This is a genomic window from Thalassoglobus neptunius, assembly GCF_007859735.1.
GTDB classification, from domain to species: domain Bacteria; phylum Planctomycetota; class Planctomycetia; order Planctomycetales; family Planctomycetaceae; genus Thalassoglobus; species Thalassoglobus neptunius.
The window spans coordinates 15,255-35,437 of the sequence record NZ_SIHI01000022.1; the positions used below are offsets into that span (position 1 = coordinate 15,255).

Consider the following 20,183-nt stretch of genomic DNA (forward strand, 5'->3'; position numbering starts at 1 on the left):
ATCATGAACAACAACTCGAACATTCAGGAAGTCCCTCGAGGCAACCGTCAGGGATTTATGACCTACTGGAATTCGGACATGTTGTCCGGGTTTCTCGTTTTTCTCATTGCACTTCCGCTGTGCCTGGGAATCTCCGTCGTTTCTGGATTTCCTCCGATTGCGGGAATCTTTACGGCGATCATTGGCGCATTCACGACCACCTTCATCAGCAACAGCGAGCTGACAATCAAAGGTCCTGCTGCCGGTCTGATTGTGATTGCGATCGGATGTATTGAAGACTTTGGCGGCAACGGAATGACGAATGGCTGGACGGATGCCGACCTGACCGCGTACCGAGCTGCACTGGCCGTCGGTGCTGCTTCCGCGGTCATTCAAATTCTTTTCGGCCTCTTTCGCGGGGGAATTCTGGGAGAGTTCTTTCCGATTTCCGCAGTTCATGGAATGCTGGCCGCGATCGGCGTCATCATCATCATTAAACAGTTCCCGGTCGCACTCGGCGTCTCGGCAGGCGGTGAACCGCTCGAAATGCTCAGGGAGTTTCCGCATTACATCCTCGAAGCCAATCCGGCAATTGCGGCAATTGGTGTAACAAGCCTGCTCATCATGTTTCTCTGGCCGATTGCCGGAAAGAAGATGGGATTCCTGAAGAAAATCCCGTCTCCGATGATCGTTCTGCTCGTGACCGTTCCGATGGGAATGGGTTTCGACCTGTTGCATGAGCACTCTTACACACTGCAAGGACATCAATACCAACTCGGGGAACAGTATCTGGTCAAGATGCCCGACCGAGTCTTCGGAATGTTCAACGATATCACCACTCCCGAGTTCGGTGTGTTATCGCAAGTGAAGGCATGGAAATGGGTGATCATGTTCTTCATCATCGGAAGTCTGGAGTCTGTTCTCAGCGCGAAGGCAATTGATGTCCTCGACCCGTGGAAGCGCAAGACCGATATGAATCGGGATGTCACAGCTGTCGGGATCGGAAACTTGCTGGCGGCCATGGTCGGAGGTCTTCCCATGATCTCCGAAATCGTGCGGTCCAAGGCCAACATCGATAACGGAGCCCGGACCCGGTTCGCCGATCTGTGGCATGGAGTCTTTCTGCTCGCCTGTGTTGCACTGATCCCAATGGTTTTACATCGAATTCCGCTCGCGGCACTCGCTGCCATGCTGGTGTATACGGGTTACCGGCTTGCTCACCCAACGGAATTTGTGCAGGTCTACAGGATTGGAAAAGAGCAACTTGCAATCTTCACGACGACTCTGCTTGTCGTTCTGGCGACCGACCTACTTATCGGTGTTGCGGCAGGTATCGTTCTCAAATTGATCATCCACCTTGCGAATGGTGTCCCCATTCGATCGCTGTTCAAGCCCTATATTGAAGTGAAGGAGATTGATGATCAGACGAGCCTCATCCTGGCGCGTGAATCCGCAGTCTTCAGTAACTGGATTCCCTTCAAACGCCAGATCGAAGAGATTGGACTCGTCCAAAGACGGAATCTCATCATCGATGTCTCCGAAACCAAACTCGTCGACCACAGCGTGATGGAGAAGCTGCATGAGATCGAGCGAGACTTCACAAACGAAGGGCTGACCTTCGAAGTTCATGGCCTCGACTCACTCCAACCCTTGGCCAACAATGCCTACGCTGCTCGAAAACGCGGTCTTGCGATGATGCGGCGATTGACCGTCGTCGCTGAGAGCGACCTTGAAGAGTGGCTCGAATCACAATTTGTCGCTTTGGGCGCAACTGGATTCACATCGGTGACGTGTCGCGGAGTCGGACGCCGGGGAATTGCCGAAGGGACAGCAATTTCGGAAACACGCGTTCGAATCGAAGTCATCATGACGGGCGAAACGTGCGAATCCGTTCTCGAATTCCTACGAAAAGATGTGCTTCCGAGACATCCGGTCACTGCTTGCGTTGAAACAGTGGACGTCATTCGGAGAGACCAGTTCGACCCAGCGAACAATTCTCAAATCGTCGAACATTCCACCAGTATGTAAGCCAGAACGCCTTCTCATTCGCCGGACGTCAAGAACGCTTCGGTCCCACAATTCCATTCCCTGCCCGGGGGATGATTGATTCTGATGCGGTCGCTACGTTAATCTGTTCGACTCAGAGAGTTTGGGGGCCGGCCAGACAATTCTTTGAAGAGCGGGACTTCCGAATTGCTCACCAAACGGTGAACCAATTCGAATTTGTCTTCGATCGATCAAGATCAAGTCGTACACAATGACTTGCCGGTCACATTGTGTTTCCACTGAGAGAATCACTATGAAGGCCGGCATCGCTTCACTCAAACCAAGTACGTCTTTCTTCCAACCGGCGATGTTCGAAGATCCGTACCCGATCTATTCCGTCTTTCGAAAGACGGATCCGGTGCACTGGGACGAAGGGCTTGAAGCTTGGGTCCTCACGAGATACGAAGACGTTGCGTTCGTTCTCAACGACCATCGGTTTTCATCGGATCGGATCGCAGTGGGTCGAAAGCTTCACCCAATGCCAGAGTTCGAACCTCTCTTCGATCATCTAAGCCACTTGATGTTGCAGCATGATGAACCGACTCACAAACACCTTCGCGCAATCGTCCACGATGCTTTCACACGCTCGGCGATGAAGCGCTGGGAGTCTGTCATTCAGTATCGTGTGGATGACCTCCTCGAAATCGCAGTCGACCTCGGCAAGATGGAGTTCCTCGTAGACTTCGCCATTCCACTTCCTGTGATGGTGATTTCCGAACTTGTTGGAATCCCGATTGAAGACCGCACTCAAGTCAAAGCGTGGTGCGACGACTTTGCGTTTGTGGCCACGAACTTCTACGCGGAGATCACGGACGAGCAACTTCAGAGAGGTCTTCAAAGTGTCGATGCGTTTCGGAAATATCTTCGCCATCAGGCGGAACGAATCGCTCCCGGAGCGGATATGACACTCCTCGAACTGATGGTCCAGTCGCAAGGGACAGACGCGGAATTTTCATATGATGAGTTGATAGCAAACTGCATGTTGCTGCTCACCGCAGGAAATGAAACGACGACCAATCTTCTCGGCAATGGATTGATCGCGCTCCTTGAAAACCGCGATCAATTGTCACGACTGAACAAAGACCCGTCTCTCATTCCGAGTGCTGTCGAAGAATGTCTTCGCTACGACAGCCCGCTTCAGTTTGTCGGGCGAATCGCTCTCGAAGAAGTCGCCATCGGCTCACGGACGATTCGACCGGGAGACCTTGTGCTCGTCATGCTCGGTTCTGCCAATCGGGATCCCGAACGATTTCCGAGTCCCGATGAATTTGACATCGCGCGGCCGAACAACCATCACCTCGCGTTCGGCCACGGACCACACTTTTGCGTTGGATCGCAGCTTTCGAGAATGGAAGCCACGATCGCTTTCCGCACATTGCTTCCACATATGGAGTCAATGAAAGTCAAAACACAAGACCTTCGGCATCAGCAGAACTACAACCTGCGATGCTTTCAAAACATTCCGTTGAAGTTCTCTCAGTCGCCGACTCAGGCAAGCTTTTAGAACTCGGCCTTCAATTCTCCGACCGCGACTTAAGACTCAGGATTCGAATTTTCTGAGGGTGACGTAGCGGCTTCGATCTTTGGAATCTCTTTCGGAAATTCTGAGAGCTTATCAGAGTTCGTTTCTGCCTGCTGTTCCGTCGCGACAGCTATCGCATTCGACGATGCAGCCACATCCGAGGTTGCCAACGCTGAGGTTGCCAACGCTGAGGTTGCCAACACTGAGGTTCCATCGCCACCAGCGACTGCAACATCCGGTTTACGGGCAAAGCGTCGAAGGACAACATAGAAAACAGGAGTCAAAAACAGTCCGAAGAATGTCACGCCGAGCATTCCACTGAACACAGCAGTTCCCAGAACCCGACGCATCTCAAACCCGGCACCAGTCGCAATGAGAAGTGGAATCACTCCCAAAATGAACGAAAAAGCTGTCATTAGAATCGGACGCAATCTCATTCGACACGCATCAACGGCCGCCTGAAAACGATCTTTTCCGGAGTCTTCTTCCTGCTTCGCGAACTCCACGATCAGAATAGCATTTTTACAGGCCAGTCCGACCAGGACGATAAAGCCAATCTGCGTCAGGATGTTGTTATCCATTCCTCGATACCAGATTCCAAGAATGGCAAACAGCAAACAGAGCGGAACGATCAAAATGATCGCCAACGGCAACAACCAACTCTCATACTGGGCAGCCAGGGTCAGGAACACAAACAGAACTGCGAGCGGGAACAGGAAGACAATAGTGTTTCCTGCTTGTTTCTCCTGATAGGCGATTTCTGTCCATGCATATCCGAATCCCGGTGGAAGATTCGCGTCTGCGAGAGCTTCCAGCGACTCAATCGACTGTCCAGTGCTATATCCCGGAACGGTTGCACCATTAATGTCTGCTGACGGATAAAGATTAAATCTCACCAGCCGGTCTGGTCCCACAGTCCGTCGAACCTCAACGATTGATCCCAGCGGGATGGTATCGCCCTTCGCACTTCGTGTCCGCAGCCTCAGGATGTCCGATGGTTCATCACGAAACTCCTGTTCGGCCTGCGCTGTAACGCGATAAGTCCGCCCGAGCAAATTGAAATCGTTGATATAAGTGGAGCCGAGATAAACCTGCAATGCGTCGAACACATTGCTCATTGGAATATCGAGCATCTGCGCTTTGACTCGATCGATGTCCGCATAAATTTGCGGGACACTCAACCGATAGTTCGAAAAGACTTGAACGAGTCCAGGTTGCTGATTGGCATCAATGACCATCTTCTCAGTGACGTCATTCAATGCTTCCAACCCAGCACCGCTTTGGTCCTGAATGTACATTTTGTATCCGCCACCGCGACCAATCCCCCGGACGGGAGGTGGCGGAATGATGAAGACCTGTGCTTCATTAATTTTACTGACAGCGGCGCGCATGTCACTGACAATGACGTCCGCTCCACGCCCCCTCGCGGCTCTCTCTTTCGCATCTTCCAACGGAAGAAATGCCACGGCAGCGTTGGGACTAATTGTAAATGTCGAACCGGAAAGCCCCACGATTCCGACCGAGTGAGCGACTCCGTCAATCTTGCTTCCAATCTCGGCGACTTGTTTCGTCACTTCATCTGTTCTTGAAAGCGAAGCACCATCAGGCAGACGGATACTCACAATAAGATAACCCTGATCCTGTTCCGGAATAAATCCGGCAGGCACCATTCCGAAACTGTACCACGTACAAACGAGAAGCCCGACGTAAAGCGCAATCGCAACAACCGAAACTCGAATCAGACTGGAGATCATCTTCGCATAGATGTTACTTGTCAGATCGAAAGTCCAGTTGAAGGAACGAAACAACCAACCGAACATGAAATCCATCACCCGCCCAGCACGATTCTTGGGGGCGTCTTTGGGCTTCAGCAACAAAGCACACAGCGAAGGAGTTAATGTTAATGAGACGAATGTTGAGATCGCCGTTGAAATCGAAATTGTTAACGCGAATTGTTGATAGAACTTTCCGCTGATGCTGGGAACGAAAACGGTGGGAACAAACACCGCAATCAAAACCAGCGTCGTCGCGATGAGGGCAGAGCCCACTTCATCCATCGCTTTATGCGCAGCTTCTCGCGGCTTTAATCCCTCAGCAATCAGCCGTTCCACGTTCTCGACGACCACAATGGCGTCGTCCACGACGATTCCGATCGCGAGCACCAATCCGAACAGTGAAAGCGTATTCAAAGTCACGCCGAGCCACTGCATGGCTGCGAACGTTCCGATGAGAGAGATGGGAATCGCAACCACAGGAATGATCGTTGGTCGCCAGTGATGAAGGAAAGTAAAGACCGTAAATACGACGAGGACGGTTGTAATTAACAGTGTCGCAAACACCTCTTCAATCGACTCTTCAACGTAATCAGTCGGATTGTAGGCAATTTCGTAGTCGACACCTTCCGGGAAGCTTTCCCGCAATTCTGCCATTCTCTGTTTCACTTCAGCGGCAGTGTCAACGGCGTTGGTTCCTGGACGTTGATAGATGAGAACCGCAATCGCGGGTTTCCCGTCCAGATAACTCAAACGAGAATAGTCCTGTGCTCCCAATTCGACGCGAGCAACATCGCTGAGTCGAGTCACGTGTCCGTCTTCACCGCGTTTAACGATGATCTCACCGAATTCGTCGATGTCCTTCAGTCGTCCGGTCGTCGTAACATTTAGCTGAAACGCCCCCGCGTCGTCGGTGGGAGGCTGCCCAATCACCCCAGCTGCGACTTGAACGTTCTGTTCGCGGATCGCTTGAATCACATCTCCGGCTGTCAGATCGACATGAGTCATTTTCTCAATGTCGAGCCAAACCCGCATGGCATATTCATTTCCCCCAGCAATACGAATATCGCCGACGCCATCGAGACGCATCAATGCATCACGGACCTGGAGGAAAGCAAAGTTACTAATATAAAGTGAGTCCCGACTTTCATCTGGAGAGTTCAGGTGAACAACCATAAGCATATCAGGGATCTGCTTCAGGGTTGTCACACCGATCTGGCGGACCACATCGGGCAATCGAGTTTCGGCGATGGCGACACGATTCTGCACGAGGACCTGTGCGTCATCGAGATCCGTTCCAAGCTGAAACGTCACCGTTAATTGCATTGTGCCGTCAGCACTGGAAGACGACTCCATGTAAAGCATGTTGTCGACACCGTTCATCTCCTGTTCAATCGGTGTCGCAACCGTATTCGCGATCACTTCCGGTGTCGCTCCGGGGTAGCTGGCCCTCACAACAATGGTTGGAGGAGCAACATTCGGATACTGCGAAACAGGCAGCGAGAAATACGTGATTCCGCCGACCAATAAAATCAGAAACGAAAGGACGGAGGCAAAGATGGGGCGTTCAATAAAGAAATGTGGGAACTTCATTGGACTTCGCCTCCTTGCTCTGACTCAGCACGCTTCTGATTCAATCTGAAAGACAATGGTTGTGGCAGTTGATCAGGCTCGGGAGAGATCCACTTTTCCGGCGGCAACGGTTGATAGTCGTCCGGAAGCCCATCTTCGACGACTTTGATTTCGCCCGGTTGAGTCTGAACTTCCATATCCGGTCTGGCCAGAATCATTCCCTCAATCACAAGTTGTTCGCCTCCCTCGAGGCCTTCCCGAACGACTCGCAGCCCGTCAACAATTGGACCAAGCTCCACCGATCGACGCTCGATGATTCCGTCAGTGACGATATAGACGAATTGAGACGACTGGTCGGTCCCAACGGCAGAATCGGGAATTAAAATCGCCTCATACGCCGAGCTTCCAGGAATTCGAATTCGAGCGAACATCCCCGGAACGAGGACTTTGTCTTCATTCGGGAAAACAGCACGGGCTCGCATGGAAGCAGTATCTCGATCGATGCGGTTGTCGACAAAATCCATGTGCCCTTCATGCGGGAATCCTTTTTCGTCGACGATCCCGAGAAACACCGGGTTTTTCGCGTCTCGCGAACTCGCCCGCTTTCCGGAAAGTGCAAGCCGGGTGTATTTCAGCACCTCCTGCTCATTCGCATCGAACACGCAATAGATCGGATCAACCGAAGTGATGGTCGTGAGCAATGTCGATGTTGCGGTGCCGCCGCTGACAAGATTTCCTTCGGTCACATACTTCTGACTGATTCGCCCACTCACTGGAGCGTTGACGCGTGTATATTCAAGATTCAGCTGTGCCGTTTCGACTCCTGCCTGTGCAGACTCGACCGCTGCTTGTGCCGTTTCGATGGCAGCTTCCGCAGAGCTGATTCCCGCCTTGCTTGCTTCTACATCCGCTTGAGCCTGTAAGAATTCCGCTTCCCGCTGATCAACTTCTTCTTGCGAAGTCGCATTGTTCTGAGCAAGTCGACGCGCCCGTTGAACTCGGGTTTGGGCCAGTCCAAGCTGCGCGTCGGACTGCAGCTTGTCCGCCATCGCTTCTTTGAGCTTTGCCTGTGCTTCCACCCAGAGAGACTGGGCTTGTCTGACGGCGGCTTCAGCGCGATTCAACTCCGCGGCAAATGGCCTTGGGTCGATCACGAATAAGAGATCGCCTTCCTGAACAACCTGACCTTCATCGAAGTGAATCGTCTGAAGGTAGCCACTCACTCGGGCTCGCACTTCAACAAAATCGACGGGTTCCAGGCGACCGGTATACGCGTCCCATTCCACAATCCGCTTCTGCACCGGTTCGGCGACAGTCATCGTCGGAGGTGGGGGAGGGGGGACCTCAACTGACTCAGATTGACATCCACTGATCAAGAACGACAACAACAACGCAAAAGGAGCGACAACAGACAAAGTTCGCATACTTGAAGAGTCCTACAGAAAACGACACAGAGAGCCGTCAGCTTGCTCGATTACATTACATTTCCGAGCGTTGCAAATGCACTTGCAGGCATAAATCATGCCTCGATACAATCATGACATCGTTGAGATGACTTGCCTGAGAGTAAACTACACGGTATAGTTTACGCACGAGTTCCAAATTGTAAAGGCCTTTGAGAGGAGACATGGGAGAAAGCAATACCCCCCCTAAAAAACAGTCAGTTTCTGATCGGAAACGGCGGGCCATTCTTGATGCAGCCATTCTGGAATTTGATGCCGGATGCTTCGAATCCACGAGCATGGATCAAATCGCGGCGCGGGCAGGAGTTTCCAAGCGGACGGTTTATAACCACTTCTGCAGTAAGGAAATGCTCTTCGCGGAAATTCGTCGAGAAGTCTTCGCACAAATCGCTGACATCGAATACGAGTATGACACTGAGTCCCCACTTGAGGTTCAGCTAGAGACGATTGCAACAATGCAGGTCGAACAGCTTTGTTCTCCCGCATTCGTTTCTTTCGCACGCATCTCCATTCCGCTCAGCCTGCGCTCCGTCGACGTCGCTAAGTCAACATATTGCGAGTTCTATGCTTCTCAAGGTGTCATTCTAAAGTGGTTTCATGACGCCACAGAGGACGGACGTCTTGCCGTTCACAACCCGAAATTCGCTGCTCGACAATTCGTCGGACTGCTCAATGCCGGTGTCCTTTGGCCACGCTTGATCGGAGGTCATCCCGCTCCGTCGAAAGCCATTCGGAAATGTGTCGTCGAGTCGACCGTCTCAATGTTTCTGAATGAATATGCCATTCGGTAGGTGCTCGAAGATCATCTGCATCGGCTTTCTTAATGAACGCTGTTGCCCACCTAGAATAAGAGCGAATGGATGGAACGCCGATGGTGTGAAAAACTCTCTCACCGTGACCGCCACTCGTGCTCCCCGAAAGTATTTGTTCTCGACACTTTCAATTAGCAAAAAAGTGTTCGAACTGATTCGAGAATTCCGGTCGATCGGTCCAATGCTCTTACCGCTTGCTGCATTGCTCTTTCGTGCATGAAGTGTCATCCTCAAACGAACATCAAGCTCTCTTTATCCTTCTTGTCCCCACCCAACCATGCCCATGTTCAGACTCCTCAGCGTTCCACTCCTACTTCTCTCTCTCATTCCCAACTTGTCCGCAGAAGAAGCACCGAGAAATGTTCTTCTGATCTGCATCGACGACCTGCGACCGGAGTTGGCAAGCTTCGGCGCGAACCACATTCACTCCCCAAACATTGATCAACTCGCCCAGCGTGGACGGGCGTTTCATCGACATTACGTTCAGGCTCCGACATGCGGTGCTTCGCGCTACACGCTGTTGACCGGTCGGTACGGGGGAGCCAGCAACAACGCCATTTTTGATCGAGCGAAGAAACTGCTCGCGAAACCAGAGTCGATCTCCCCGAGTATGCCTGCCTGGTTCCGGGAACATGGATACACAACTGTCTCAGTCGGGAAGGTGTCACATCACCCGGGAGGTCGAGGGGGCTCGGACTGGAATGACGATAACCAACCTGAGATGCCGAACTCGTGGGATCGTCACCTTCTTCCCGCAGGTCAGTGGCAGCATCCTCGAGGATGGATGCACGGCTTGGCCCATGGAGAGATTCGCGAAAACGCGAAAGAGATGGATGTCTTTCAGGCAGAGGAGGGCCCCGACGCAATCTATCCAGATGGTATCACAATTGAGACGGCACTGGAGCAAATCGATGAATTGGCAGCTGACCCTAAGCCATTCTTTCTGGCAGTCGGTATCCTGCGTCCCCACCTCCCATTCGGAGCGCCGAAACAATATTTGACGCATTATTCGGATGCGACGTTCCCCGAAATTCCTCACCCTGCGCGTCCGGTCGGAAAGACAACATGGCACGGTTCGGGCGAGTTCATGAAGTATCATCGATGGGGACGAGATCCGAACTTCGACGCCGATTTTGCTCTCGCAGTTCGACGACATTATGCAGCGTGCGTCAGCTACGCAGATGCTCAAGTCGGGAAACTGCTGCAGCGACTAAAACAGGCTGGACTCACTGATAACACCGTGATTGTTCTCTGGGGAGATCACGGCTGGCATCTTGGTGAGCATGCAGTCTGGGGCAAGCACACCCTCTTCGAGGAGTCGCTGCGTTCGCCGCTCATTATCTCCTACCCGGGAATGCCTCAGCCCGGCGCATCCACAAATGCAATCGTCGAAACAATCGATGTGTTCCCAACAGTTTGCGATCTGACGGGAATCGAAATTCTGGATGACGTCGACGGCGTCTCTCTTCGCCCATGGATCGATTCCCCGGAACTCGAAGGACATCCGGCCATTTCTTACTTCCGAAAAGCAGGGACAGTTCGAACCGACAACTACCGACTCATTGCACACTCGTCAGGCGAATTTGAGCTTTACGATGAGAACTCGGAAGCTGGCGAGACCGAGAACATTGCGGATCAACACCCGGAAATTGTTGAGAGCCTTAATCAGGTTCTGGATGAGCGACTCGGCAAGAAGTGAATTGAATAGGGTGCCGCTATCAATTGGAGGCATTCAGACTCTGAACACCCTTCGATGCGCACCTGACTCGACGATTCAAAAAGCGATCTCTGACATCACCTTATGAAGAGGTTTCATTGAACATGTATTCTCCCAACATCCGTCTTCTGGTCTTCTGTCTTGCCGTCATGAGTGGATGGAATTGTCAGGCAGACGACTCTCCGCAGGTCAACGAATCAAAACGTTCGGAGAAGCAGACAACTTATCGCAACCTTGTTTACGCCACGGTGGGCGAGAGAGACCTCACTCTCGATCTCATGCTTCCCGAGAATGTCGACTCTCCTCCGCTGCTCGTGTGGATTCACGGAGGAGGCTGGCGTGCGGGATCCAAGAAGAACCCCAAGTTCCAAAGTTTCGTTGACGATGGATACGCTGTCGCGAGCCTCAGCTACCGATTTACGGATACCGCGATTTTCCCCGCCCAGATCCATGACTGCAAAGGCGCAATCCGATGGCTTCGCGCTCATCAGGATGATTACGGCTACGACGCAAGCTGGATCGGAGTCGGAGGAAGTTCAGCGGGCGGTCACCTCGCTTTGCTCCTGGGAACCTCAGGTGATGTTGAGTCGCTTGAAGGGACCGTCGGAGGAAACGTTGATCAATCCTCACGTGTTCAAGCAGTCGTCGACTTCTTCGGTCCTTCCGACTTCGTTCTTCGTGGAAAAACTCAACCGGATCGCGCTTACACAACAAAGTCCGGCAGCTTTGCACTTTTGGGCGGACTGAAGCACGGAAAGGTCGCTCCTGAAATGGAATCCGAAGCAAGCCCAGCCACCTATGTCACTTCAGACGATCCCCCACTCCTCATCTTTCACGGTACGGCGGACAAGACCGTTCTTCTCGACCAGAGTGAACGCATTCTTGAACTCTATCAGTCGGCAGATCTCCCCGTCGAACTGATCGTTCTCGATGGGGCAGGGCACGGCGGAAAATCATTCTTCAAGGACGAACAACTCCACAAAATTGGGGAATTCTTTCTCGCTTGCCGAAGTGAATCATCCAAAGAACGTTGAGGCACTCTTAAAGACGCCTGCGCTGCACTGATCAGTCCCAACGAAAAAACCTGCCCGGAGAGTATTGAGGGTTTCGCCACCTCCGAATCTGGGTCAACATTTGACATCGGAGAACGTCGATACCTTTAAGACCCACCATATTGAGAGACGTTCTTTCCCGCCCCGATCTCTACACTGTCGAGTTGCCCCATGACAACCAAGTCCACTCCCTCCCTTCAGCGAAGACACTTCTTGAAGGCAGCTGGTGCGTCATTGACACTCCCGCTCCTGGAGTCTGTTCCGCGTTCGAATCAACTTGTCGCCAGTGAGCAAAATTCCGGGGACGAACTTCGCGTCTCATCCACCGCGCCCGCTAAGAACCTCGTTTGCGTCGGTTCAAATCTCGGACTCTACCGCCCCGCGATTTACCCGGAACAAACAGGGCGTGATTATGAAATGACTCCGTTGCTGGAAGAGTTGGCTGCACACCGCAACGATTTCACCCTGTTCTCCGGACTGGATCATCGGGCAGGCAATGGTCATAAAAACTGGGACAACTACCTGTGCGGGAAAAACGTCGGCGACATGACTCTCGACCAGGTTGTCGCAGAGCAAGTTGGAAGATCGACGCGATTTGAATCGATTCAGCTCTGTGCCGGAGACATCCCACAACAGCGAATGGTCTACACACGGACAGGCGTTCCGTTGCCGATGATCAACCGGCCAAGTGTGATCTATTCGAAATTGTTTTCGACAGAAGACGACCGGGCCCGCTCAGAATATCTTCTTCGTTCCGGGCGAAGTTCACTCGATCTCGTTCGTGAAGAAGCGAAGCGATTAAAACAAACCGTCAGCCAAACCGATCAGACCAAGCTGGATGAGTACTTCACGTCGCTCCGGGAACTGGAACTCAGAATGGGCCGTCAACTCGATCATTTGGCGAGTGGCACAATCGAAGTCGACTACGAATTGCCTCCTTATGATCCCGTTGCCCCGACATTGATGCTGGAGTGTGAGCAGATCATGTTCGATCTGATGGCTCTCGCTCTTCAAACAAACTCAACTCGAGTGCTCACACTGTTCATCGCCGGTCTGGGACAGGTCTTTACCCTCGACGGATCAACACTTCGCGCGGGTTATCACGCGTTGTCACATCACGGAAACGATCCTGATCTGGTTCGTGACCTGATCCGCGTTGAGAGAGAACACATGAAGTGTCTCAGCCGATTCATTTCCCAATTGAAGGAGAAAACGGATCAGGAAGGACGACCACTTCTCGACTCGACAATTGTGATGTTCGGAACGGGAATGGGCGATTCCAGTCGACATTCGAATCGCGACCTGCCGACGATCATCGCTGGCGGAGGATTTCGACATGGGCAACACGTTTCTGTTGATCCAAGTGACGAAAAATCCCCGCTCCTTGGCGAACTCTATGTGACTCTCCTCAATCAACTCGGAATCGAAACAGGGACGTTTTCGAATGCGTCGGGAGAATTTCGAGAATGGACGACATGAAGAACTGGTCCCAGCAACAACGATCACTACTCACGTTTTTCTGGTCATTCTTCGTTCTCGGCATTTCGGTCACCAGCGCTGCTGAAGACATTCCGCAGCCTGTTCAGGTCGTGCTTCAAACGTATTGCACCGATTGCCACAGCGAGGATTATGCAGAAGGAAACCTTCGGCTTGACGGTAACAACGTTGACTGGTCAGTCCCCGACTCTTTAGTCGAGTGGGAGAAAGTCCTGACGATGGTCTCCAAGCGTATCATGCCACCTCCCGAAGGCACCGCGCTCACTCCCCAGGATCGAGAGTTGCTGCTGAGTTGGCTTGATCAAAAGTTGAGTCAGAACAGCCCCGTTGGAGGAACTCCGCTTCGTCGATTGAACCGGCGCGAATATCGCAATTCGATCGCCTCTCTCTTCGATCTCGAAGACTTCGAACTTCCTAACAGCTTTCCTCGGGACAACATTCAACACGGTTTTGACAATCAGGGCGACGCGCTGGTCATTTCGCCTTCTCATTTTGAAGCCTTCGCCGAAACAGCAGCAGTGGTCGCCTACGCGTTCTTTGCACCTCCCCGTCCCATCGTTCCTTCCAGGCAATACGAAGTCGCAGCAGGCGATCTCACGATCAGCTACTCCTCGGCATGTTATATCGATGGAGCAATGCGACTGGCGTCTTCCGGAAAGAACACTCGCCGCCATGCGACATGGCCGTCACGTTTCGTCGCTCCGCAGCGAGGTACCTACCGAGTTCAAGTGACTGCTTCGTCGACTGAAGGGTGTGAGAAAACCCCGATCTTGCGAATCGAAGCGATGCGAGATTTTCGAGATACGCTTAAAGAGTTCCATGAATTCGAACTTGGACATTCAGAACGGAGTACGGTCGAATTCGACATTCAACTCGACCGAGGAGAATCGTTGTTCTTCCGTTACCCAAACGGACCCCTCAACTACGACGACAAGAACATTTACCAGAAGTTCCTCGCGGACCTCTTTCAAGAAGACCGACAACTCGCCGCAGCATGGGCGGAGGTCGGCACCCCAGCTCGAGGCGGGAGCGGTTGGCAACGCGTTCGGGAGGTTCTTGAATCAGCAGAAATGAGCGGGGAACCCCTCACGATTGAAGATGCTGAGGTGGAAAAAGTCATCCAGAAAATGGCTCGCAACGCGGTCGGTTCAGGGGAGACCCTCGTCTACCGGTTCTTTGAACAAGGTCCTTATGTCGCCATTCATCATGTCAGCATCACCGGGGCACTCAACCCGCAAACTGACCGTGAGGATGAACAGAGAGAACGACGCCGCATGAAGCTGATGGGCGAATTCGACGGACAAACGGATCGTCAGTCGTTGGAGGCATTCTTTACGAGTTTCCTTCGAAAAGCCTTTCGTCGTCCCGTTTCTCCGGCAGAAGCGCAGGAGTTCGTCGAGATCACTCTCAATGAACATGCTCGCTCAGGTTCACTTCGAAACGGATTACACCTCGCAGTTCGCATGGCGCTCATTTCTCCGTCATTCCTGTATCGCAGCATCGGAACAGGAGAACTCGACGACTACGAACTGGCAAGCCGATTGTCCTATTTCCTCACTGCCGGTCCTCCCGATGAGCAGTTGATGAAGAAGGCAGAAACGCACGTTCTTCGACAACGCGAAGTCTTGCTTTCGGAAGCGGAACGTTTGATCGACCGTCGTTTCGCTTCGGACTTTCCGAAACAATGGCTCGGCCTCTCTGCCATCGAGAGTCTGATGCCTGACAACCGATTGATTCGCAACTTCACGAAGCAACATCGCGGCGCGATGATGGAAGAGGTCACGGAAACGTTCTGGTGGGTTCTTGACAACAATCTGCCTGTGAAGGACTTAATCGCTCCCGACTTTGTTTTCACCAGCGAACTGGTCGCAAAAGAGATCTATCAACTGGACGAGTTTGCAGACGTTGCGTCAAAGAAATCGAAGAAGAACGAGAGCACATTAACGCGCGTGACCGTCCCTCGATTATCCAATAAAGGCGGATTGCTCTGCATGCCAGCGGTGATGATGGCGACTGCAAACGGAGTCGATACACAACCGGTTCTGCGCGGAGTCTGGGTCCTTGAGAACATACTCGGTTCGCCTCCTCCCGATCCTCCCAACGCCGTTCCGGCACTGACGCCAGACACTCGCGGTGCAAACTCGCCGAAGGAACGCCTCGCAGCACATATGCAGGAAGCAAGTTGCGCGAGTTGCCACCGTGAAATTGATCCACTCGGCTTTGTATTGGAAAATTTCGATCCCGTAGGACGATGGAGAACCTCCTATCCGGTCTACACCGAAACGGGAGGCAAGGTTCGGACAACAAACGGCCTGGAAGTCGACGCAAGCGGAACGCTTCCGGACGGATCTCCGCTCTCAAATGTGTCCGACCTGAAAGAATGGCTCATCGAAAATCCGAAACCGTTCACGCAATGTTTGTCTGAGAAACTGCTGACCTACGCAACAGGCCGCTCACTGAGCTATCGAGAAAGAACGCTGGTCGGAGAGATCATCGATCAACAGGAAGGGGAAGACGTTCGCCTGAAGACGTTGTTGCTCGAACTGATTGACTCCCCGATCTTTCGAACCAAATAACTTCGCGCGTTTCACTCGCAGAGCAAAACTCCATAGCGATCGCTTGCCCAAAATCTTCAAACTGTCCGTCGTGTCGATCAGTAGGATCTCCATATGACAATGACCAGTAATGCTCGCACGTTGATGCTGGGAATCACATTCCTCTGTATCGTTGGCAGTCTCCGCTCTGAAACAGATGCGGCGGATCGTCCCAATGTTTTGATGATCGCCGTGGACGATTTGCGTCCGGAACTGGCGTGCTACGGGGCGAATCACATTCATTCCCCGAACATTGACCGGCTCGCGGAGTCAGGTGTTAGATTCGATCGAGCATATTGTCAAATCGCCGTTTGCGGAGCATCGCGAGCCAGTCTTCTCAGTGGATGTCGTCCGGAAACGACGCAGTGCTGGGACTACAAGACTCCACTTCGCGCCAAGATGCCCGATGTGTTGACCCTCCCGCAGCACTTCCGTAACAATAGATACGAAACCACATTTCTCGGAAAAGTGTATCACTCTCGAACAGATGACCCGCAAGGTTGGAGCCTCTCCGCTGATCGCATTGCACCTGCCGATCGCACCAAAGGCAAAGGATATGTGCTGCCGAGAGTCCCGCTGCCAAATCAGCGACCCGCAAACTCCAACCGGAAATCAGGTCCTGCGTTTGAGAACGGAGGAGACGTTCCCGATGACGCATACGCCGACGGACACACAGCTGACCGAGCTGTCAAAGTGATGCAGCATCTTGCGGAGCAGGACAAACCGTTCTTCTTCGCGGTCGGATTCTTGAAACCTCATCTCCCATTCAATGCCCCGGCGAAATATTGGGAATTATACGATCGTGCATCCATTCAGATCCCTTCTCGAGAAGACGTCATCGATGGTGTTCAATATGCGAGATCGGGCTGGGGAGAGCTCAAAAACTATCCGGGAATCCCGAACGATGTGCCGTATCTCGATGACGAATTGACCGCTGAACTAATTCACGGCTACTACGCTGCAGTCAGCTACACCGATGCACAAGTTGGTAAACTGATTGACGAACTCGAACGTCTCAACCTCCGGGACAGCACAATCGTCGTGCTGTGGGGTGATCATGGATGGTATGTCGGCGACTTTGGAGACTGGTGCAAACACACAAACTACGAAATCGCAACACGAGTTCCTCTGATCGTCTCCGCACCCGGAATTCCGGAAAAGCAGAAGTCGAACGCGCTCGTCGAGTTCGTTGACATTTTCCCGACGCTGAGTGAGTTGGCCAATCTGGACATTCCCGAACACTGTCAGGGTCAAAGTTTCGTCCCGGTCCTGAAAGAACCTCACCGAGAGTGGAAGCAGGCTGCACTCAGCCAGTATCGAAAATCTAAACCTCCCAGAATCCCGATGCTCGGCACCAGTATTCGGACCGAACGGTTCCGTTACACAGATTGGAGAAATCGAACCACGGGTGAGCTCGATGCGATTGAACTGATTGACTTCAAGACTAATCCCGGAGCAACTCGAAATGTCGCTGCCGATCCATCGTATGCAATATTTCTTCCACACCTGGCCGAGTTGTGTGCGAAATCCGCAACAGGAGTCCGTGTCGAAACTGGCACGACTGCGAATCCGTAAACCAGCTTCTCCTCAGCTCGAAGATGTCGCGCGGGCCAATTCAGCGGTCACCAATGCTGATCAGTTCAAGCGAGCGCACCCAAACCTGCGTGTCCCTAAAACTGCCAGCCGAACCCGATATTTGAGAAGAAGTCAGCCGACTGTCGATTTAGTCCCCATCCGACACGAATCCCGACTTCGAGATTCTCGGTGACAAGGCAGTGAATGCCCGGACTTGCAAAGTGACGGACAGTCTCTTGCTCCTGACCATCCGAGAAGACTCCGAAGTACTCGGCGTGAACGTTCCAACGTTCAGCGAATGGGATCTTGAGAACAGTCGATGGAGCCCATTGATTGAAGTGATCTCCCTCCGCCGATCCGTAACCGTAGCGAATTGACGAATCCCAGAGCCAATCGTTCGCAAGCCGCCATCCAATCACGTAAGTGGAAACAAAGCTCGTAGCTGTCTCCGGACCAGACATTGGCGTTGAAGCCTGAAGGATGAATGCACTTTCCGGAATCCACTCATCTTGTTGGGTGAGGGCCGCTTTCAGACCGTAGCTGATGGACGATTCACGTTCGATTTCACCAGCATCTTCTTCCTCGAAATCCAAGTCAGAATTCGATCCCCCCGTCACAGAACTGCCAGCCCCGCCCACTTCATAATTGACGACGAAGCGTGCTTCGAGCCAGTCGCTCACACCGTGACGCACCAGAAGTTCCGGGAAGCTGTTCGTGTCAGACACGATTGGATTGTCGACAAACGACCAGGCCGACTCAATCATCGTCATTTGCCCGGGAACAGTTGTCGTCGCTGGCGTGAACGAATCACGATCTGTTTCCATTTCCCGTTCGCTCTCGCCGCCGCTTCCGAAGATTGCCGATCGAGACCAGAAATCTTCACCCGCATGCAGGTTCGAGGACGAGGCAAGGACGATCAGCAGAAGAAGTTTCCATTGAGTGGATTGATTCATCGACATCGCGTCCTTGTGGAAATCTCAGCCAGAGACAGAGGTCGCGGGAAACCCCGTCAAGAGTAATAACGTGCGCTATCTCTACAATCGAACGTGCGGTTCTTTTCACATTGATCGGATCCGAACGGTCCAAACTCCACGGGAAGACCGGGCAGCCGGAACTCGCTCGACACTATTTCGGAGGATGCCGGTTGTAGCGATCACGAGGATCTTGTGCCCTCGCGTGCAGAGCGAACGTGCCCTCAGATTACACGTCGCATTTCAGCAAGACTGAACATTTATTTGACTCAATGCGACAGCCATCGCGGTCAATGAACTCGATTTCAGTCCCGATCCTCAGACTAGTGAATGTGAGCCGGCTCAAGAAAACGGATAAGCCACGCCACCAGAATGCCAAACAGCAGAGCTGCTGAGAGAGTTCGACGGTGGTGCGAATGGAATTCCATTTCTGGAAGAAGATCGCTGAGCGAAATGCACAGGAACACTCCTGCGGAAAACGCGAGCGTTGTTCCAATCACCGTGGTCGACTCCGCAGCGAAAGAAGAAATCCCAAACAGGAAAACAACCGCTCCGATCGGACACAGGAGAGAATAGGCAATATTGACAATCAACTGAGACCGATTCGACCATCCGCCAGCAACCATGAGCGTCGTAATCGAGACCGCATCCAACGGTTTATGGAGAGCGATCGCAGCGAACGTCCCCAACCCGAAAAGCCCGATCGCCGACGAATGCCCCGCCTCCGCCTGAACGCTTGCGCCCAACGCAATCCCATCGATGATCGTATGAATCGCAAGTCCAATAAAGACCCCAACCCAACTCATTTCGTGAACACTCTGAGAATGATGAGTGTGGCCGCAGTCCGAATGATCGTGCTCGTGCGTTCCGCTTTCCGCTGCTTTGGCGATCTCATTGGGATCTGCGTTCTCCGGGAACTCATGCTGATGGAAGTGGAACGCACGCAGCAGAAAGAACATCGTCACAACACCGGCCATGAGCGACAGCGCCACGGTTTCGACTCCCTGACTTCCCATGTAATAGAGCGAATGGGGAAGCAGGTGGAAAATCGCCGTGCCCAACATGAGCCCGCCCACTAGACTGATCACGTGCTGCATCCGCGTGTGAGTTAAAGAAATACGTCCGGGGAGAATTCCGCCGGACAATGAAGAACAAGCGATCAGCAAGCTGTAAACGACGATCAACCACCAGACTTTGGTTGGAATCGGGTCACTTCCTTCTGCGGGAGAATGGTCATGCCCGTGATCGTGCCCATCTTCGTTTTCATGGACGTGTGCGTGGTCATGATCGTGAGAATCGACCGACTGGGCGAATGTCGGCGTCGCTCCGATGGCGACAAGGAGAACGATCCACGTCGGCAAAATGACCGAGGAAAACCTGTTAAGTCGACATAAGTCCATCTTCGCCGCCTGTTATCAAAATTCAAACGCAAGAACGACTCTCTTAGGACTGATTCGATGCGGATGCAAGCGACTGCGTCTTGAATCGCACAAGAACTGCAAAAAGTATCAAGTTTCAGAAACAATCGCGGAAGCATTTCGAATCGCTGCGGCGCCGTGACTTCGGGGTAGAAAGACCGGCTTTACCTTTTGCAAACCAGCTGAAGCCATT

Annotated in this window: 12 protein-coding genes; 8 read left to right on the plus strand and 4 right to left on the minus strand. The window is 52.6% G+C overall.

The features are described from left to right. The first annotated feature begins 3 nt into the window (after positions 1 to 3). Together KOR42_RS19330 and KOR42_RS19335 are read left to right on the plus strand one after the other, a co-directional pair. Positions 4 to 2,007 (plus strand): SulP family inorganic anion transporter, encoded by a 2,004-nt coding sequence (locus KOR42_RS19330; RefSeq protein WP_146511486.1) that lies wholly within the window; start codon positions 4 to 6, stop codon positions 2,005 to 2,007. Between the two features lie 271 nt (positions 2,008 to 2,278). Then, positions 2,279 to 3,529, plus strand: a complete 1,251-nt coding sequence (locus KOR42_RS19335; RefSeq protein ID WP_197441359.1) for a cytochrome P450 — start codon at positions 2,279 to 2,281, stop codon at positions 3,527 to 3,529. A gap of 29 nt (positions 3,530 to 3,558) precedes the next feature. Here KOR42_RS19335 and KOR42_RS19340 read toward each other — a convergent pair whose 3' ends face one another. Beyond that, positions 3,559 to 6,912, minus strand: coding sequence for an efflux RND transporter permease subunit (locus tag KOR42_RS19340; RefSeq protein ID WP_315861343.1), 3,354 nt, complete (start codon positions 6,910 to 6,912; stop codon positions 3,559 to 3,561). Continuing rightward, positions 6,909 to 8,210, minus strand: a complete 1,302-nt coding sequence (locus tag KOR42_RS19345) for an efflux RND transporter periplasmic adaptor subunit (RefSeq protein WP_390620904.1) — start codon at positions 8,208 to 8,210, stop codon at positions 6,909 to 6,911. Before KOR42_RS19345 ends, KOR42_RS19340 begins: the two co-directional genes overlap by 4 nt. 308 nt (positions 8,211 to 8,518) lie before the next feature. On the opposite strand from KOR42_RS19345, the gene KOR42_RS19350 reads away from it, so the two are divergent. From KOR42_RS19350 to KOR42_RS19375, 6 genes are all read left to right on the plus strand, one after another. Next, the gene (locus KOR42_RS19350; RefSeq protein WP_146511489.1) at positions 8,519 to 9,145 is read left to right on the plus strand and encodes a TetR/AcrR family transcriptional regulator; all 627 of its coding nucleotides are present in this window, start codon (positions 8,519 to 8,521) and stop codon (positions 9,143 to 9,145) included. Positions 9,146 to 9,449: 304 nt separating this feature from the next. Next, on the plus strand, positions 9,450 to 10,865 hold the full coding sequence (locus KOR42_RS19355; RefSeq protein ID WP_197441366.1) for a sulfatase: 1,416 nt from the start codon (positions 9,450 to 9,452) through the stop codon (positions 10,863 to 10,865). A gap of 122 nt (positions 10,866 to 10,987) precedes the next feature. Further along, complete coding sequence (locus tag KOR42_RS19360; protein ID WP_231741014.1) at positions 10,988 to 11,917, plus strand: alpha/beta hydrolase; 930 nt, start codon at positions 10,988 to 10,990, stop codon at positions 11,915 to 11,917. A gap of 189 nt (positions 11,918 to 12,106) precedes the next feature. Beyond that, on the plus strand, positions 12,107 to 13,414 hold the full coding sequence (locus KOR42_RS19365; protein ID WP_146511491.1) for a DUF1552 domain-containing protein: 1,308 nt from the start codon (positions 12,107 to 12,109) through the stop codon (positions 13,412 to 13,414). Further along, positions 13,402 to 16,008 carry a DUF1588 domain-containing protein gene (locus KOR42_RS19370; protein WP_146511492.1) on the plus strand — a complete coding sequence of 869 codons (2,607 nt, stop codon included), beginning with the start codon at positions 13,402 to 13,404 and terminating at the stop codon, positions 16,006 to 16,008. Before KOR42_RS19365 ends, KOR42_RS19370 begins: the two co-directional genes overlap by 13 nt. Before the next feature lie 99 nt (positions 16,009 to 16,107). Next, positions 16,108 to 17,601 (plus strand): sulfatase, encoded by a 1,494-nt coding sequence (locus KOR42_RS19375; RefSeq protein WP_231741015.1) that lies wholly within the window; start codon positions 16,108 to 16,110, stop codon positions 17,599 to 17,601. A gap of 95 nt (positions 17,602 to 17,696) precedes the next feature. Here KOR42_RS19375 and KOR42_RS19380 read toward each other — a convergent pair whose 3' ends face one another. After that, complete coding sequence (locus KOR42_RS19380; RefSeq protein WP_197441361.1) at positions 17,697 to 18,554, minus strand: transporter; 858 nt, start codon at positions 18,552 to 18,554, stop codon at positions 17,697 to 17,699. 341 nt (positions 18,555 to 18,895) lie between these two features. Beyond that, a complete protein-coding gene (locus KOR42_RS19385) occupies positions 18,896 to 19,972 on the minus strand; it encodes a ZIP family metal transporter (protein ID WP_146511494.1) in 1,077 nt (358 codons plus the stop codon). Between the last annotated feature and the right edge of the window lie 211 nt (positions 19,973 to 20,183).

Excerpts from the sequence above, each read along its gene's own strand:
- KOR42_RS19330 (WP_146511486.1), top strand. The coding sequence starts at position 4 with ATGAACAACAACTCGAACATTCAGGAAGTCCCTCGAGGCAACCGTCAG.
- KOR42_RS19335 (WP_197441359.1), top strand. The coding sequence starts at position 2,279 with ATGAAGGCCGGCATCGCTTCACTCAAACCAAGTACGTCTTTCTTCCAA.
- KOR42_RS19340 (WP_315861343.1), bottom strand. The coding sequence starts at position 6,912 with ATGAAGTTCCCACATTTCTTTATTGAACGCCCCATCTTTGCCTCCGTC.
- KOR42_RS19345 (WP_390620904.1), bottom strand. The coding sequence starts at position 8,210 with ATGACTGTCGCCGAACCGGTGCAGAAGCGGATTGTGGAATGGGACGCG.
- KOR42_RS19350 (WP_146511489.1), top strand. The coding sequence starts at position 8,519 with ATGGGAGAAAGCAATACCCCCCCTAAAAAACAGTCAGTTTCTGATCGG.
- KOR42_RS19355 (WP_197441366.1), top strand. The coding sequence starts at position 9,450 with ATGTTCAGACTCCTCAGCGTTCCACTCCTACTTCTCTCTCTCATTCCC.
- KOR42_RS19360 (WP_231741014.1), top strand. The coding sequence starts at position 10,988 with ATGTATTCTCCCAACATCCGTCTTCTGGTCTTCTGTCTTGCCGTCATG.
- KOR42_RS19365 (WP_146511491.1), top strand. The coding sequence starts at position 12,107 with ATGACAACCAAGTCCACTCCCTCCCTTCAGCGAAGACACTTCTTGAAG.
- KOR42_RS19370 (WP_146511492.1), top strand. The coding sequence starts at position 13,402 with ATGGACGACATGAAGAACTGGTCCCAGCAACAACGATCACTACTCACG.
- KOR42_RS19375 (WP_231741015.1), top strand. The coding sequence starts at position 16,108 with ATGACCAGTAATGCTCGCACGTTGATGCTGGGAATCACATTCCTCTGT.
- KOR42_RS19380 (WP_197441361.1), bottom strand. The coding sequence starts at position 18,554 with ATGAATCAATCCACTCAATGGAAACTTCTTCTGCTGATCGTCCTTGCC.
- KOR42_RS19385 (WP_146511494.1), bottom strand. The coding sequence starts at position 19,972 with ATGGACTTATGTCGACTTAACAGGTTTTCCTCGGTCATTTTGCCGACG.